Origin of the sequence: Aequorivita sediminis (assembly GCF_032080575.2) — a bacterium.
GTDB classification, from domain to species: domain Bacteria; phylum Bacteroidota; class Bacteroidia; order Flavobacteriales; family Flavobacteriaceae; genus Aequorivita; species Aequorivita sediminis.
Genome location: NZ_JAVLSO020000010.1, coordinates 19,986 through 36,868 on the forward strand (window position 1 = coordinate 19,986; position 16,883 = coordinate 36,868).

Annotated in this window: 14 protein-coding genes; all 14 read right to left on the reverse strand. The window is 33.3% G+C overall.

The window, feature by feature from the left end:
* Positions 1-124: 124 nt before the first annotated feature.
* Positions 125-319 (reverse strand): 30S ribosomal protein S21, encoded by a 195-nt coding sequence (gene rpsU / locus RT250_RS12385; protein ID WP_139856220.1) that lies wholly within the window; start codon positions 317-319, stop codon positions 125-127.
* A gap of 177 nt (positions 320-496) precedes the next feature.
* Positions 497-1,915, reverse strand: a complete 1,419-nt coding sequence (locus tag RT250_RS12390; protein WP_313115112.1) for a carboxypeptidase-like regulatory domain-containing protein — start codon at positions 1,913-1,915, stop codon at positions 497-499.
* Positions 1,916-2,152: 237 nt separating this feature from the next.
* A complete protein-coding gene (locus RT250_RS12395) occupies positions 2,153-3,316 on the reverse strand; it encodes an acyl-CoA dehydrogenase family protein (RefSeq protein WP_313115114.1) in 1,164 nt (387 codons plus the stop codon).
* Positions 3,317-3,433: 117 nt separating this feature from the next.
* On the reverse strand, positions 3,434-4,318 hold the full coding sequence (locus tag RT250_RS12400) for a ComEA family DNA-binding protein (RefSeq protein ID WP_313115115.1): 885 nt from the start codon (positions 4,316-4,318) through the stop codon (positions 3,434-3,436).
* Between the two features lie 11 nt (positions 4,319-4,329).
* Complete coding sequence (locus tag RT250_RS12405; RefSeq protein ID WP_313115116.1) at positions 4,330-5,955, reverse strand: alanine/glycine:cation symporter family protein; 1,626 nt, start codon at positions 5,953-5,955, stop codon at positions 4,330-4,332.
* Between the two features lie 102 nt (positions 5,956-6,057).
* Positions 6,058-7,065, reverse strand: coding sequence for a potassium channel family protein (locus tag RT250_RS12410; RefSeq protein WP_313115118.1), 1,008 nt, complete (start codon positions 7,063-7,065; stop codon positions 6,058-6,060).
* On the reverse strand, positions 7,062-7,292 hold the full coding sequence (locus RT250_RS12415; protein ID WP_313115120.1) for a PspC domain-containing protein: 231 nt from the start codon (positions 7,290-7,292) through the stop codon (positions 7,062-7,064). The genes RT250_RS12410 and RT250_RS12415 overlap by 4 nt, the downstream gene beginning before the upstream one ends.
* 60 nt (positions 7,293-7,352) lie before the next feature.
* Positions 7,353-8,636, reverse strand: coding sequence for a DUF2851 family protein (locus RT250_RS12420; protein WP_313115121.1), 1,284 nt, complete (start codon positions 8,634-8,636; stop codon positions 7,353-7,355).
* Between the two features lie 51 nt (positions 8,637-8,687).
* Positions 8,688-9,065: a DUF202 domain-containing protein gene (locus RT250_RS12425; protein WP_313115123.1), complete on the reverse strand. Its 378-nt coding sequence runs from the start codon at positions 9,063-9,065 to the stop codon at positions 8,688-8,690.
* A 236-nt stretch (positions 9,066-9,301) separates the two neighbouring features.
* Positions 9,302-10,291, reverse strand: coding sequence for a PLP-dependent cysteine synthase family protein (locus RT250_RS12430; RefSeq protein WP_313115124.1), 990 nt, complete (start codon positions 10,289-10,291; stop codon positions 9,302-9,304).
* Positions 10,292-10,419: 128 nt separating this feature from the next.
* The gene (locus RT250_RS12435) at positions 10,420-11,160 is read right to left on the reverse strand and encodes a LytR/AlgR family response regulator transcription factor (protein ID WP_313115125.1); all 741 of its coding nucleotides are present in this window, start codon (positions 11,158-11,160) and stop codon (positions 10,420-10,422) included.
* On the reverse strand, positions 11,157-13,997 hold the full coding sequence (locus tag RT250_RS12440) for a sensor histidine kinase (RefSeq protein WP_313115126.1): 2,841 nt from the start codon (positions 13,995-13,997) through the stop codon (positions 11,157-11,159). Before RT250_RS12440 ends, RT250_RS12435 begins: the two co-directional genes overlap by 4 nt.
* Before the next feature lie 188 nt (positions 13,998-14,185).
* A complete protein-coding gene (locus RT250_RS12445) occupies positions 14,186-15,313 on the reverse strand; it encodes a hypothetical protein (RefSeq protein WP_313115127.1) in 1,128 nt (375 codons plus the stop codon).
* A gap of 329 nt (positions 15,314-15,642) precedes the next feature.
* Positions 15,643-16,878 carry an ABC transporter permease gene (locus tag RT250_RS12450; RefSeq protein WP_313115129.1) on the reverse strand — a complete coding sequence of 412 codons (1,236 nt, stop codon included), beginning with the start codon at positions 16,876-16,878 and terminating at the stop codon, positions 15,643-15,645.
* Between the last annotated feature and the right edge of the window lie 5 nt (positions 16,879-16,883).

Consider the following 16,883-nt stretch of genomic DNA (forward strand, 5'->3'; position numbering starts at 1 on the left):
GCTATCTAAAACAGCAGTTCTACAAAATAACTCAATTACCGCAGAAACTAATAATTTTTAATCATAAAAAAATCCGTTGGAAAAAATTCCAACGGATTTATATGATATAGATTCAAAAAGAATACTAAATATCTTCCTGATCTCTAAGATTCTGGATGTATTGCGCTTTTTGCATTTGCGCTCTTTTCTTAACAGATGGCTTTGTAAAAGCTTGTCTTGCACGCAACTGGCGCATTGTTCCTGTACGGTCAAACTTACGCTTGAAACGCTTCAGTGCTCTGTCGATATTTTCTCCGTCTTTAACTGGTATAATTAACATAGTGTCATCACCTCCTCTCTTTAGGGCGGCAAAGATATAAAAAAGTTTTGATTTATAATTAAAAACTTACAAGATTTTTTATAAAAAAGAAGTTTACACCTAAAGTAGCCCAAGTAAAATATCGCAATTTACCCTTCAAATAATGACAGAATTGTTTAGAAATTGAATAAGACAAGATTAATTTTTATACAATGAAGCTCTTTTGCTTAAATCTAAAATCAACTTTTCTTCTTCTTTACTTTCTAATAATACGTTATACGTTTTCCAAAAGGTTTCATTGTAGGGCTTGCTAGAAAATATATCGGCAGACCAATCATTTTGCTGTAATTCTTCTTGGACAAGCTCGGTATCTTGAATTATATCCGAAAACAAAATTTCCTGAACAGTATAATAATATTGTTCTCCTTTATCAAAACCAGGGGCTGCTTCCGTTTTAACTCTATCGGAAGACCTATCTCCTGTATTTACAAGTTTTGGAGTTTCATAATAAATATAGTTTGGATACATCTTTCCATTATACTCCATATAAGTCATAATTAACTTATGTATGGTTTGAGTATCAAACAAACTTTTGCTTCTTCTTTTTTGCACATCCGAAGCTGCTGTTAACTCATATTCCACTCTTTTAATCGCATAATTATCATAATAAATGTAAATCCACCCTTTTGGCTCAAACCCTTCATTATAAATATTAGGTGTATTCAAACCAACGAAATCATTGCCATTTGTAATTTCAATTTTGTAAATTTTTCTGCCATTATCTACTAAAATTGTATCTAGGTTAAACTGATGATTTTCTAACATATTTTTTCCTAACAAGGCCCCTGATGTATTACTATTTCTCAATAGATTCAATTTTCCTTTAAATAGATTTTCTAATCCATTTACACGACTATCATTCCATTTAATAGCATTAATCAAAGCTGACTTCTTAACAGAATTTAAGCTTACATTACCTGCATTAGACCCTATACTTTTTAAGTAAGCGGAATACGTAAAAAGACTATCGATATCTCTTAAATCATAGCTTTTTCTGGTTTCATCTACGTTTATTTTTATAAAATCTTTTGCTCCAGCGGCATAACTGGAGTCGTATAATGTAATAGCACTTTCAATTAGCCACTTGTATTCTTTTTTATTTCGCTCTTTGTGACGTAAAAATCCCTTTTGAAGATAGGCTTGTTCTGGTAAGTTAGTTTCAAGTTTTTCGATAGCCTTTTGCACAATTCCGTTCCCCGTCGTGGGTCTTGGATCTGCAACAATTACAACTTCATCTAGGGAAGCAACATCTTCTTCAAGAAAAATATCAGAACCATTTTCGAAGCTTTCAATTACAACATTAAAACTTTTATAACCTATTGATGATATCACCAAAGTATCGTTTAAATGTTCTTTAGGAACTTTTAAGGCAAAATTACCGTCGCTGTTAGAAATAGTTCCAATGGTAGTATTTTTAATATACACACTAGCACTTTCAATTGGTTGAAACGTTAAGAAATCTGCAACCTTTCCATTTAAGTTGGTTTGTGAAAAGGTGGTTGCAGATATAACCATCACGATTACAATAAGTAAATGCTTTAAAATAGAGTGTTTCATTATTTTGAAAAGATTAAAATTTTAAACTTTGAATATTCAACATTTTACATCAGCATTTATGCGGTATTCTATTTAAATATCAGCTTTAAATCTACAATTTGATAAAACCCGAACAAGCCTAGGCTCGATAATTCATAAAAAAGACATTTAAAAAATGATTGTAAATATTGTTTTATAATTCAATTTCAATCAGTTTTTAAATGCCTTCTTTCGTGGTTCACAACGTTAAAGCTTAGATTATGTAGCTGGTTTGTACGACACTCCTTCAATAACCATCTTCGAAATAATTTCTCTTAGAATTTCAGAAGTACCACCACCAATAGGTCCTAATCTACTATCGCGAAGTAATCTTGCCAATGGATAATCTTCCATATAACCATATCCTCCTAAAAACTGAAGACATTCCGTCATCACCTCATCTGCTACCTTAGTTGAAATAAGCTTACTCATTGTAGCTTCTTTTACAACGTACTCTCCATCGTTAAGACGTTGTGCGGTTACGTAGTTAAATGTTTTTGCAACTTCCACCTCACTTGCTAGCTGTGCAACTCTATGACGTAGTGCTTGAAACTTCGAAATACTCTTACCAAAAGCAAATCTATCCTTCATATATTGAATGGTGTAATCTAATGCAAACTCACTACGTGCATGGGCATTAATCCCCATGATAAGTCTTTCTAATGCGAAATGTTGCATAATATATGGGAACCCCATGTTCTCTTCTCCCATTAAGCTTGAGGCTGGGATTTCAACGTTATCGAATGCTATTTCTCCTGTATCACTTGCTCTCCATCCTAATTTGTCGAGTTTTGTTGCAGAAATACCTTTTATATCACGGTCCATAACAAAAATGCTAATTCCTTTGTTACCTAATTCTGGCGCCGTTTTAGCGGCCACTACTAAGTAATCGCTGTAAATTCCATTTGTGATAAAGGTTTTAGAACCGTTGATTATATATTTATCTCCTTTCTTAACCGCAGTTGTACGCATTCCAGAAACATCACTTCCTCCAAATGGTTCAGTAATACACAGACAGCCAATTTTATCACCCGAAATACTCGGTGCTAAATATTTCTCTTTTTGTTCGTGATTAGCTTCTTTTTTAAGATGCGTCATAGCAAGATAAGCGTGTGCCCACATTGCTGCAGCAAAACCACCACTGTTTATTTTTTGTAATTCTTCTAAGAAAATCACCGTATAGAAAAGATCAAGATCTAATCCGCCGTACTCATCAGGCTGATAAATTCCGAAGTATCCCATTTCGCCAAATTTTTTCCATATAAAACGGTCTATGGTGCCAGTTTTTTCCCACTTTTCAATGTGAGGCACTACTTCTTTTTGAAGAAAATCTTGAAAACTTTTTCTGAAAAAATTGTGTTCTTCTGTAAAATGTAAATTCATCTGTAAATCTTATCTTGAAATTATTATGTTTGAAATTAATTGAGTGACACCCACTAATCAAAGTTCTACAAACACACTTTTACTGTATGTAGAGTGATGTGGCAGCATTTCTAAGCCTTACTCAGCAGACAAATATAACTGAATTAGCTGTAACTTTCTTTCGCTCATACCTTCAATTTTATTTAGTTCTTCCACCTTCGTAATTTTTTCACGCAGTCTTCGATATTCCCATATCTTTTTTGCCAACTCAAAGGATACTCCTGGAATAGTCGCAATATCTGATGCCGAAGCATTGTTAACGTTAATCTTAATTATCTCTTTTGGTGTTTTTACAGTGAAGATGTTTAATGTTCGTTCTACAACTTCAGGACTTAAACCATAAACAGCATAAATTTGTTTTTCGTCGCTAAAACCACCTATTGATTCACGATAAGCAACAATTCGCTTACTTAGTGCTTCTCCAATTCCGCTCACCTGTTGCAATTGCGTTTCGGTTGCTTGGTTTAAATCTATTTTTTGACTGAATGGTCGTGCTACAAAACCCTTATTTTGGTTAAATGAAGTAGCATTTACTTTTGAAGCAGAATTTTTCACCCATTCTGGAAATTTAAAATAAGGACTTATTTCCGCTAATAAAGAATCAGAAACTCCCGTCACTCTTTTAAAATCTGCGGCAGAATTTATCCACTTGCCTTCTTTTCTATATTGAAGCAACTTGTCTATTTCTTCATTAGTCAAGCCCAAAACATAACCAGAATAATCTGTAATGAAATTAGGGTTAAACTCAGACCTCTTTGGTTTGCGTTTCTCTATTTCAATTAGACGAAGGGAATCAATTTCCTTTTTTATGGAAGTGATTTCTTCCGAAGACGTATCAAAACTTTCCGATTCAGAAAAATCTACAAACCAAAACAAACACAGTAAGGTGACAATAAGTAGCAACAAAAGCAAAATCCCACTTCGTTGCTGTTTTGAGAACGTGAAGTGGGATTTTAATTCCATAATAACTCTAGTTATAAATGTTTGGACATATCTTCAAGTCCGTCATCAATAGCCTGGTGTTTAATTTTTATAGCTTTCATATATCGGTTAAGTTCCTTTCGTACTATTGGCGTTAGTATCACCACTCCAATAATATTAGGAACCACCATTGCGAAAATCATTGCATCGGAAAAGTTAATTACCGATCCAAGGCTAATAACCGAACCAATCCAAATAAAGATACAAAATAGCAGTTTATATACAAGTTCCGTTACTTTTCCCCTTCCAAAAAGGTAAACCCAACCTTGCATACCGTAATAAGACCAAGAAATCATTGTAGAGAAAGCAAACATTATTACCGCAATTGTAAGAACGATTGAAAAGTGAGGAATTACACTATCAAAAGCAGTTGCTGTAAGCTCCACCCCTTCCTTAACTTCTACTCCATATTGAATTATATTGTTGTCGAAATTTGTAATTACAATCACTAAAGCCGTCATAGTACAAATAACCACTGTGTCGATAAACGGTTCTAAAAGTGCTACAATACCTTCAGAAGCTGGATATTTAGTTCGCACGGCAGAATGAGCAATAGCAGCTGATCCCACCCCCGCTTCATTTGAAAATGCACCACGACGAATACCTTGAATCATAACCCCTACAAGTCCGCCTGCAATACCAAGTCCAGAAAAAGCTCCTTCAAAAATAAGAGCAAATGCATCACCAATATGATTGTAGTTTGCTATTAGAATAATAAGTGCGCCAAGTACATAAATACCGGCCATAAAAGGAACAATTTTTTCAGTAACCTTTGCAATTCTTTTAATACCCCCTATTATAACAAAAGCTACAATTATAGCCATTACAATACCAAACCATATCGAAGCACTTGTACCTTGAAGGTCGAAAAGTTGAACAAATTGGGCTGCAGCTTGATTGGCTTGAAACATATTTCCTCCACCAAAAGAACCACCAATAACAAAAATTGCGAATATTACAGCGAGTACTTTTCCTAATCCGCCCATCCCTTTTTGAGCCAATCCTTTTTTAAGGTAGTACATTGGACCACCATACACAGTTCCGTCTGGACCTACATCTCGGAATTTAACCCCTAGAGTACATTCAGCAAACTTGGAAGCCATACCTAGTACACCAGCTAAGATCATCCAGAAAGTTGCACCTGGACCACCAATAGACAGTGCCACAGCAACCCCAGCAATATTACCAAGACCAACAGTAGCAGAAAGCGCAGCCGTTAATGCTTGAAAGTGTGAAACCTCACCATCAGCACTATCATCGCGAATTGTTTCTATAAGGTTTTCTTGTTCGTTTGGAGTTACATCACCATATAAGGTATCCACCCCGTGTTTTTCAATATCTTCATACTTACCCATTACAACTTTCACAGCCGTATAAAACCCAGTAACATTTATAAGCTTAAAATAAATTGTAAAGTAAAGAGCACCTCCTATAAGTACTATTAATACCCAAGGAATTTGAAAGGATTCTGAAAATGGAATTTCATAGAAAATGCCATCAACAAACCAACCAGTATATTTTTTAAAATTTAAATCTATCCTTTCAGAAGTGGAAAGTTCTTGTGCGAAAGTGAAAAATGGAATGATAAAAGTGATAAGTGAAAGAAGAAATTTCTTCATAGTGGATTTTTAAAATTTAACATTGTTATATTTAAAACGAAGCAAGATGCTTAAAAAAAATTAGAATTTCAAAAAATCCCCCTATAAATTGTTAAGGCTTTCCTAAACCCCATATTCTCTTTTAAGACTTTCAATTTGATCGGGACGCCCAATCAAAATTAATTTTGAATCTTTTTGTATTAATAGTGATGGTTCTGGATTTACTATATATTCACCTGTAGGAGCCCTATATCCAATAATAGAACACCCCGTTTTTTTTCGAACATCTAAGTCTTTTATGACTTGTTCTTTTCCATCAGGACACATTTTCTCGAAGGGTATTTGCTCAACATTAATACTATCTTGCTCTCCAGATACCGCAAGATTGTCTAAAAACTCGACTAAATCTGGCACTACCACCAAGGAAGCCATGTGATCACCACCAATTTTATCTGGCATTATTACATTATCAGCACCAGCAAGTTTTAGCTTTTTATAACTGGTTTCTTCACTAGCACGACTTATAATTTTCAAGTTTTTGTTCATCTGCCTAGCTGAAAGTACCATAAATAAATTATCGGCATCATTAGGAGTAGCACATATCAGTGTTGATGCTTTTTCTATTCCAGCTTTCAGTAAAACGTCATCTTCTATTGCATCACCAGAAACAAAAAGCATATTTTCATCAGAAAAACGATCGATCACTTCTTCATCTTTTTCTATTATCACAAATTGCTTGTTATAAGCTAGAAGTTTTTGAGCAGCTTGTTTTCCATTCCTACCGTATCCACAAACTATTATATGGTCTTTCATAGATTTTAATTTTTTTAGAACCGTTTTCTCTCTAAACCGACCCAAATTTTTGCTTATTAAATATTCCGTAATTACAGAAATGGCGTAACCCACAATAAAGATACTCGAAATAATAAAAAGAGATACAAAAACTTTCTCTTGAGGATTTAAAGGCATAACCTCTCCATAACCAACCGTTGTAATGGTAATAACGGTCATATACAAAGCATCTATCCAACTGTATTCAGATATAAAATGAAATCCAAAAACACCGGACATAAAAACGATAAGCAGCAAAAGCAGCGCGACGGTTATTTTTGAATTGAATTTTTTAATCATAAATCGAACACTGAAGTACGCTTAGTATTAACTAGATCCTTTAGTTTTAATAAAAATGCCATGGTGAGATATATAGCAAAACCAACACCTAATGTGGCAAACGAAACATATATAAAGAATAACCTAACGCTTTTGGCACGCATCCCTAAACGGTCTGCCAATCTTGATGACACATAAAAACCTCTTTTTTCAAGGTAGTGACGTAATTTATAAATGGCCTGCAACATATTCGCAAATTACAATTTTGTAGTTAAATACAGTAATACGGAATCAAAATTAAAAGTTTATTATTTTCCTTCCTCTGAATTCATAATCGAGTTTCCAATTGCGCATTGTAAACATTTATTTTTATCACAGTATTCATTTTTAAGCTGAAGTAATGCTTGGCTTTGATATGCGTTTCTGGAAACAGACTTTAAAGAATTAAACTTTTTTACAATGGAATTTTCTTCTGAAGCAATTTCGGAAGTTAATCTTACTATCTCCTCTGCAGCGTCTCTTCCCTGTTGCCTAGCATAACAGAATTTGATAGGAACAATTGTATTGATAATAAGCAGGTCTATAAAACTTTTTGTTATTTGCTTTTTTCTATTAGCGGAAGGAACTCCAAAGTTATAATGATTATTCCAATAGAAACTTGCCCGAATATCGAAGAGCCTATATAACTCCACTAGCTTTTCTGAAGCAATTACTTTTGAAAAAAGATTTGTTTTATTAGCGTACAAATTAGCCAATTGCGATAGTCTAATAGTGGGGAAGTTAGGAGGTCTTAACCTGAAGTATTTTGGTGATATTACACTACTATTTTCAAGCCCAAACTTGAGTTTCAAATATTCGTATTTACTTTTTAAAGCTTTAAAGTAATGATCTTCCTTATCGCCCTCGAGTATACCTGCCTGCCCTAACAGCAACGCTTCCAAACTCTCTAAATCCTGACTACATTTTTTTACAACTGAAAAGTTTACCGACTTTCCAATGCTAAAAAATGAATCTCCATTAATTTTAAGGCCAAAGTTTTTGCACAGCATTTTAAATAACAAGCTTTCCCAATGATTTTGAGAATCTTCCAACTCACTTATAATTATGGCTTCTTTCTTTTGAAGCCTTTCGAAATAAAGTCGCTCCAACCAATTTTCAATCACAAACTCATTTACATCAGCAAAGTCGTTTTCACAATTAATCCATTTCTTAGATTTGGAAAACAGCTTTTGATATTGTGTTATCGCATTTTTTGGAGTGTGATTTTTAATTACAAAAGTCGGAATAATGGAACCGTCTTTTCTATAAACCTCAACATCGTGAATCCAAACAACGTGAAGAATTACGTTGTCATAAGCGGGATCCAGTTCGTGATTGTGCGCATACCAATCTGAAGATTTTATATGAATTTCAACATTGCCAGCCCAAAGTTGATTATCTATTTCAATTTGGGCATTAAAAAAATCGGGGCCTGAATTAAAGTTATGGCTCCCTTGATTTACAATGTGTAATTTCTCATTCGTCGAAGTGTAAAACTTAGATGTATCGAACTTCTGAAATTTCCACAAATAATGTAGAAAGTCCTCGTTCATTTCCAAAATCATTAAGAGTTTTAAATAAGCCTTAGTAAATATACTGAAATATTACTTGGCTTCTACTTCAACTCTAGAGTCTTTAGGTTTTGGCTTTTTCTCTACTGGGTTAGGAATAGTATCGACAAATAAAATACGATTCCATTTATAAAGCCTACGCATAAGTAGCATATACCGGATTATACCAACAGCCAAAAATATAACACATACTCCAAGGGCTACGTATCCCAACCACTTTATACTCTCAAAATCTTTCAACTGTAAAATCCCAATCCCACCTATTAGCAAATATAACGAGGAGCGTATATATGAAAGTAACGTTCGCTCGTTGGCTAACTTTGTGCGCTCCAATGCTAAAATCTCATTAGTATTTGTTGGTACAGGCTTAGTACGTAGAAAGCGGAAAAGTTTTTTAGCTTCGTTTTTCATTATTACAGTTAAAATTTTAATTTTCTCTACTCTGAGAATTCTGTTTGCCTGAACTTTGTCAAGATATACTTAGTCATAGGCTTTTATTCAATCCACAATGGTTCACACCTAAAAGGAATCTCATTTTGGTGATTACTTAAGTAGACTCTCTAGAGCAGTTCAGTTAAGATACAAAAATAAAACTTATAGCCTTAAAACCGATTAATCAATTATAACGAAGGACTAATCTTAGCTACTTATTCCTTGTCTTCTACAAAGCCTTGCTCACGCATCCATTCGTCGTTATACATTTTCCCAACGTAACGACTTCCGTGATCGTGGAAAAGAACTACAACCACATCATCTTTTGTAAAATGCTCTTTTAATTGAAGCAACCCTTTAATCGCTGCTCCAGCAGAATTCCCTAAAAAGAAACCTTCCATTTTAGCAAGTTTCTGAGTGTAAATTGCCGCATCCTTATCGGTTACTTTCGTAAAACCATCGATAATACTAAAGTCTACATTTTTCGGTAAAATATCTTCACCAATTCCTTCGGTTATATACGGATAAATTTCATTTTCGTCAAAAATCCCCGTTTCGTGATATTTTTTAAAAACACTTCCGTAAGTATCAATTCCCCAAACTTTTACATTTGGATTTTGTTCTTTTAAGTATTTACCTACACCGCTAATTGTTCCCCCTGTACCGACACCAACCACAAAATGCGTTACTTTTCCATCTGTTTGTTCCCAGATTTCCGGCCCTGTACTTTGGTAATGTGCTTTGGCATTGCTTGGATTGTCGTATTGGTTTACATACCAACTATTAGGTGTTTCTTCTGCTAATCTTTTTGAAACAGAATAATAACTGCGTGGATCTTCAGGAGCTACATCTGTTGGACAAACTACTACTTCGCTACCCACCGCTCTAAGAATATCAACTTTTTCCTTACTCTGTTTATCGCTAATTACACAAACCATTTTGTAGCCTTTAACGATTGCTGCAAGTGCAAGACCCATTCCGGTGTTTCCAGAAGTCCCCTCTATAATTGTTCCGCCTGGTTTTAACCTACCATCAGCCTCAGCATCTTCAATCATGGTTAATGCCATTCTATCCTTTACCGAGTTTCCAGGGTTAAAAGTTTCGTATTTGGCAAGTACCAAAGCCGGAATGTCTCCAATTATTTTGTTGATTTTTACCATGGGTGTATTCCCAATAGTACCTAGTATATTTTCTGCGTATTCCATAACAAATTTTAAGAGTGCAAAGATATCATTCTAAATTAAGAGTTACGAATACAGAAAAAATAATTCTAGATAGGTTTTGAAAATTCGATAATTCAAAGTAATATTCGAACAGAAAAATTTCAAAATTGCTACTTAATTCTACTTAAAAAATCAGTTCTTCTATTACGGGATACGGGAACTTTGCAATTGTTTTTTAAAATCACGGTCCCTTCATTTAAATACTTATCTATATGATGAAGATTGATTAGGTGGGATTTATGTACTAAGTAAAAATCATGATTTTCTAACAACGAATTAAAATGCCCAATACTATGAGAACTCAGTATTTGTTTTCGATTTTTGAAATGAATTCTAGTATACCCGTCTTCACCTTCACAACGAATTATTTCTTTAATCTTAATAAATTCCATTCCCGCTAATGTTGGTATAACAATCTTCTTTTTCTGAAAAGTTCGAACCTCTAAATTTTCAATCAATAGTTGGTTTTTTTTAAAGGAAGTTTTTTCTTCTATATTCTGAATTGCCTTATCTACGGTTGCGATTAAATCCTGACTTTTCACAGGTTTTACTAAATACCCAATAGCACAGTGTTTTATTGCATCTATAGCATAATTATCAAAAGCTGTAACAAAGATAACTTCAAAAGAAGGAGTTTTTATTGACGCCAAAAGATCGAAACCACTCATTCCGGGCATAGCAACATCTAAAAAGATAAGTTGTGGAAGCAATTCATCTATGAGTATCAAGGCTTCCTTAGGATTTCTTGTTTCGCCGACAATAGAAATCCCTGGACATAAACGTTCCAGTTTATTCTTTAAGATTGCAAGAGACTTTCGTTCGTCATCTACAAGTAATGCTGTTACCTTCATTTTGAATAAAATTGTTTAAATATAAGAGTCACTAAAGTTCCAGTAGCAAACTTTTCGATCAATGATCGATCTTCTATACTATATTTTACATTCCATTTTTTACTTTGTTTTAAAAGCTCTAATCTTTCACTTAATACATTTGATGATCTAGTTTGATAATTTTTAGATGAATTTTTATATAATTTCTTTGATTGCAATAATCCAATACCATCGTCCTGGATTGTTATCATAAATGAAGATGGATTTTTATAAGTAAATTGTATTTCTAATTTTCCATTTGTCTCTTTGTGAAATAAACCATGATTAACAGCATTTTCAACTATAGGTTGTAAGATCATAGAAGGTAAAAGCTGCTCATCAATATCAATTTTTTCATCAACCTTTATTTCATATTCTAATTTATCTTCAAATCTTAGTTTTTCAACATCCAAATAATTCCTTAATAAAAAAACTTCTTCTTCAATACTAATACTACCTCTTCGGGAATATTTGAAGAAAAGGCGAATTAAGGTTGCGAATTTTGAAAGATAGTCCTCTGAAAGCTCTACCTCGTGCCGTTGAATATAATATTGAATAGCATTCAGTGAATTATGAATAAAATGGGGATTCATTTGCGAGCGTAAAGCTCTAAGCTCTAATTGAGCTAACTGCCTTTCTTGAATTAATTTTTTATTACGCTTTTTTCTAAGATTCACACTAATTATCCATAAAACAATAGTCACAAAAATTAAAGATAGGCATGTCACAGCCCATTTAAATTTTGAAGTTTGCCACCAATTTGGTAACACTGAAACGGTTACTCCCTTAATTTTGGTAATACCGTTGTGACTTACTTTAAGCTCCAATGTATAATTATCAGGTTGTAAGGAGTATAGATTCACCTCACCCGATGCTGTAGTAGTCCAATTGGCTTGTGTAGGTTTTAGACGATATTCATAAGTTGTATTACTAGAATCAAAAAAATTAATAGATCCAAAGTTAACTTTAAGGTTCATATTTTTTTTATAGAGATAAGCCAGGGAATCCAAGCCTTTCCTAGTTTCATTTAAATAGATGCTTTTTACATAGGGTATAAAATAACTTGCCTGCTTAATTGCAGACTTCTTGACTATATTTAAACCTGAAGTTGAACCTAAATACAATCTCTTATTGTGAAAAAGGATAGCATTTAAATTATTTGTTGGCAGTCCGTTTATTTGACTAAATCTTCTAATTGAAAAAAACCCATTATTATCTAATGTATAATGTAGCAGTATTCCTTCGGAAATAGCCCAAATAGATTTGGGGTTTTCAATAGAAATTTGATTTATAACAGCAGTGTCGTCTGGTATTAATTTATGAAGCTTCCCGTCAGAAAAAAGGTACAATCCACCTCCCTCAGTACCTATATAATTTTGACCTGCATATTCTGTGTTAGTTAAAAATTTTTGTCCAATCTCTTCATTCTTGAAATTTTGGAAGGCGTCGGTTTCATTATTATAGAACAGCATCTGTTTAAAACTAAATGAAAAGAGCGAATCTTCTTGTTCAAAAAGACCTTGATAGTAAGGATGATTAATATATCCCTTTTCAGGTTCCAGATTTTTATTTAACCTCCAAATTCCAGAATTACCTTCCGAGAAACAAATTTCATTATAGTTTATTATTTTCTTACCATAAGAAAATGTAGGATTCGAAGGTTCGGTTTTTTTAAACCCTAATCTGTTTTCCATAATTAAATAAAATCTAAAATTGTAACAAATCATTTCCTTAAAAGTGGAAATGTTATTCAACCTAATATTTTCTTTTACCCACAACTTAGGCTTATTTTTCTCTAATTTGTAAACTCCAACTTCGTCAACCCCAACATAGACAACATCGTCTATTTCTATTAATTTTGAAATTTGCTTACCTGCGAAAAAATTGGAAATTGAACTATACCCAATTGGCAATTTATAAACTCCATTAGTATTTGTGGCAACCCAAATAAATCCATCTTTATCTTGAAAACTATGGGTGGAATTTAAACTAGTGGGAATAACAAATGTTTCACTAACCTCTAACTTATTATTAAGTGTTATAAGCCAATTATGGCCAGAAAGTTGAAGCCTATTATTTGCTTGATTAAAGTTTACATGACTGTTTGAATTTTCATTATTCTTGAAATGGGGTAAGTCGCCATAGACAGCCTCAAAACTATTTAAATTAATGATTTCATAATAACTATCTAAGGCTCTAACTAATAGGGAATCATTAAATTGATAGAATGTCCTATAAACCGGATTTTTTTTAAACCTTGAAAGAATACACCCGTGCTTGTCTTCCAGCTGTACTTCTCTACCCGTACTATCTGAAACTATAAACACATCCCTATTAAGCAATTGTATTTTACAAGTTTGATTCTTTTTGGAGAGCCATATGGTGTCTGAAAAAACATAAGAAACTTGATAGTCAATAAAGGAAATAGCATTTCTCGATTGAAAGAGACGCCCGTTCGGGTTCATCATCTTGCCATTGCTAGCTTTAAATTTAAATACACTATCATTTTTAATAATCCCCAACTCATCACTCCTCGAAAAATACCAAATTCTATTATCGGGAGTAATACGGATATGCCAGTTATCATTTGTGGGTAAACCATCTTTAGTGGTGTAATTTTTAAAAAATTTACCATCAAACTTGCTAATGCCCTTATCAGTTAAAAACCAAATAAATCCCTCGTTATCTTGGGTCATTCTATATACAAAATTACTCGCCAGTCCATCTTTTTCGGTATAATTTATATAATCCTGAGCAAAGCAAATATATCCTGTAATGAATAACAATAGTAAGATAATATGTTGCCGAGTTCGAATCAAATTTTTTTATAAATGTAAAAAATATAAACAATTAATTTACAGTGTTTTAGGGGTTTTATTAATCTCTAGTTTATATTATTAAAACATTACTTTTCAAAAAAACACCCACCATTATATTGATAATTGGCGGGTGCTTTTAATTTTAACCAAATAATTATGAAGTATGTAATTCTTTTAATTGACGAATATTAATTTTGCACTATTATGGAATAATTCCCATTTCCGAACTGAGTTGTGGTAGCTATATGACCATCTCCTGTTTGGTATGTTTCTGCACAATTTAAGTTGCCCACTTGTAAAGTACTTGCAAAATTAATGTTTCCTATTTGCTCTGTTATATTACAATTATCATTTCCGTATTGTTGTACGTCTACTATATTGAAGTTTCCATGCTGCAAAATCTCATTGGTATTTCTATCTCCCTCTTGTATAGACAAATTCATATTTCCATTTCCTAGTTGATAGGCCACAGAAAAATTATCATTTCCTTTTTGATCTATATCAGACATATTTGCATTTCCATCTTGTAAGTTATATGCCAGATTACCATCTCCTAATTGGTCAATGTCAGACATATTATCATTTCCTTCCTGATCTATAACAGCCAAATTAAAATCGCCTTCCTGTCCTACATTGGCATAATTACGATTCCCATTTTGATGAATTTCAGAATAGTTAAAATTCCCTTTTTGATTTACTGCCGCCATGTTCTGATTACCCACCTGAACTACGCAAGATAGATTAATGTTTCCCAATTGGTCTATATCAGCAGAATTACTATTACCTATTTGAGATGCACTAGAAATATTACTGTTACCTATTTGGTCGACTTCTATGTAGTTGTTATTACCAATTTGTTGAGTTTTTGAATTATTAAAATTACCAAACTGAAGTACGTTCAAATCATTTCTGTTTCCCACTTGTAGCCCATCACTGCAATTGTCATCCCCTACCTGAATAACAGAAGCATTGTTTCTTCTTCCAACTTGTAATAATTTCGAACTATTGTCTTCTCCCCATTGAAGTACAAATGCGTTATTTCTATTTCCAAATTGTTGAGTTAAAGAATAGTTACGTTTACCTATTTGGTACGTTCTTGCATAATTAAAAAACCCAAATTGATCTATTCTACCGTAATGAGATGGAGTTGGTGTAGGTAATTCCCATTGATAAATGCCTGCATTATTTGTTACTCCTGTTTGATTGGTAAACGCACCTGGAGTAAAAGCTGGTGGTGGTGTACAGGTATCGCAAGGAACCTGTGCAAAGCATACACTTGTTAATAGCGCCATTGCGCCTAAGATTAAATTTTTCATGATAGTTGTATTTAAGTTGCTCCTACTCTATTTGTAAGGATTTTCAGATTACTCCCTTTTAATTTTTTACAAACATTTTTAAAATGATTTTTAAAAATTATTGACCTGTCTAAACAAATTCAATTTAAATAGAGGAGAAAATCATTTAATAAAAGAAGAAATCAATATTAAACTCGTAAAAAATACTACTTGTTTTCGCGGTATTAGCTCTTCTTATTAAAACCAAAGGTTATGTTTATAAAAGAAATTAAAAAGAGACACTTTATAATCGGTCGTAATGAACTGACTATCCGTAGATTTAAGTTGATAATCAGTGTTTTAACAAAAAACTACTCAAACCGAATAGCCTTAACCGGAGAAATTTTCGAAATTATAAAAGAAGGGATTAAAAGCATTAAAAGGCAAAGCAAAAATGTACCTGCGTTTAATAGTAGAATAAAGTCCCAATTCAGATATACAGGAGCTTTATTAACATAATAAGTATCTGGGTTTAGTTTAAAAACCTTGCCGTATTTCTGAATTAAAAGTAAACCAATCCCTATAACATTTCCCCAAAAAAGACCAACCCCTATTAAATACATCGCGTTGTATAGAAACACTTTCCTAACACTCCAATCGCTGCTACCCAGCGCTTTTAGAATTCCTATCATTTGGGTGCGTTCTAATATCAAGACCAATAAAGCTGTTATCATATTAATGCCCGCCACCAATATCATAATCCCGATAATCATAATAATATTAAAGTCGAAAAGATCAAGCCATTCAAAAATAGAGGCGTATTTCTGACGGATAGTCTGTGTGTCTAGCGTGCTACTGGTTTCATTATAAACCTCGTTTCCGATAGGAACTATATTATCAAAATCGTTTACAAAGACTTCAAAAGCGCCAATTTGGTCATCTTCCCATTTATTCAAACGTTGTATGTGACGAATATCTGTTATAATAAACTGTTCATCAAACTGCTGAAAGCCGCTATTGTATATCCCTACAATTTCAAAACCTCGACTACGGGGTGTTTTAGAAACATCATCATTTAGGAAAAATGTAGTGACTCTATCTCCAAGCTTAAAATGAAGTCTGTTTGCTAAATATTCTGAAATTAATATTTCCGAATTTAAATCACTTTTAAAATCTGGGAGTTTTCCATCTACCAAATAGTCTTCAAAATACCCCCAATCGTAATCGCTGCCTACTCCTTTTACAACTACACCTTCAAAATCTGTTTCAGTGCGTATTACACCTCCTTTTGAGGCAGTAATTTGCACGTGTTTAATGCCCTCGATGTTTTTGAAAGTTGGATAGAAATCCTGATTTTTTGAAATAGGATTTTGAGAATCGTTGGAAAAGTTAGTGTCGAAATTGGAAATAACAATATCGCCATTAAAAGCCGAAACCTTTTCGCGAATCTTTTTTTGAAGTCCAACACCTGTGGCAATGGAGATAAGCATCATAATAATACCCAACGCAATTGCCGTAATTGCAATTTTTATAATCGGTGCCGAAATACTACTTTTATAGTCCTTGGAAGCAACGATGCGCCGAGCGATGAAAAATTCGAAATTCACTACGA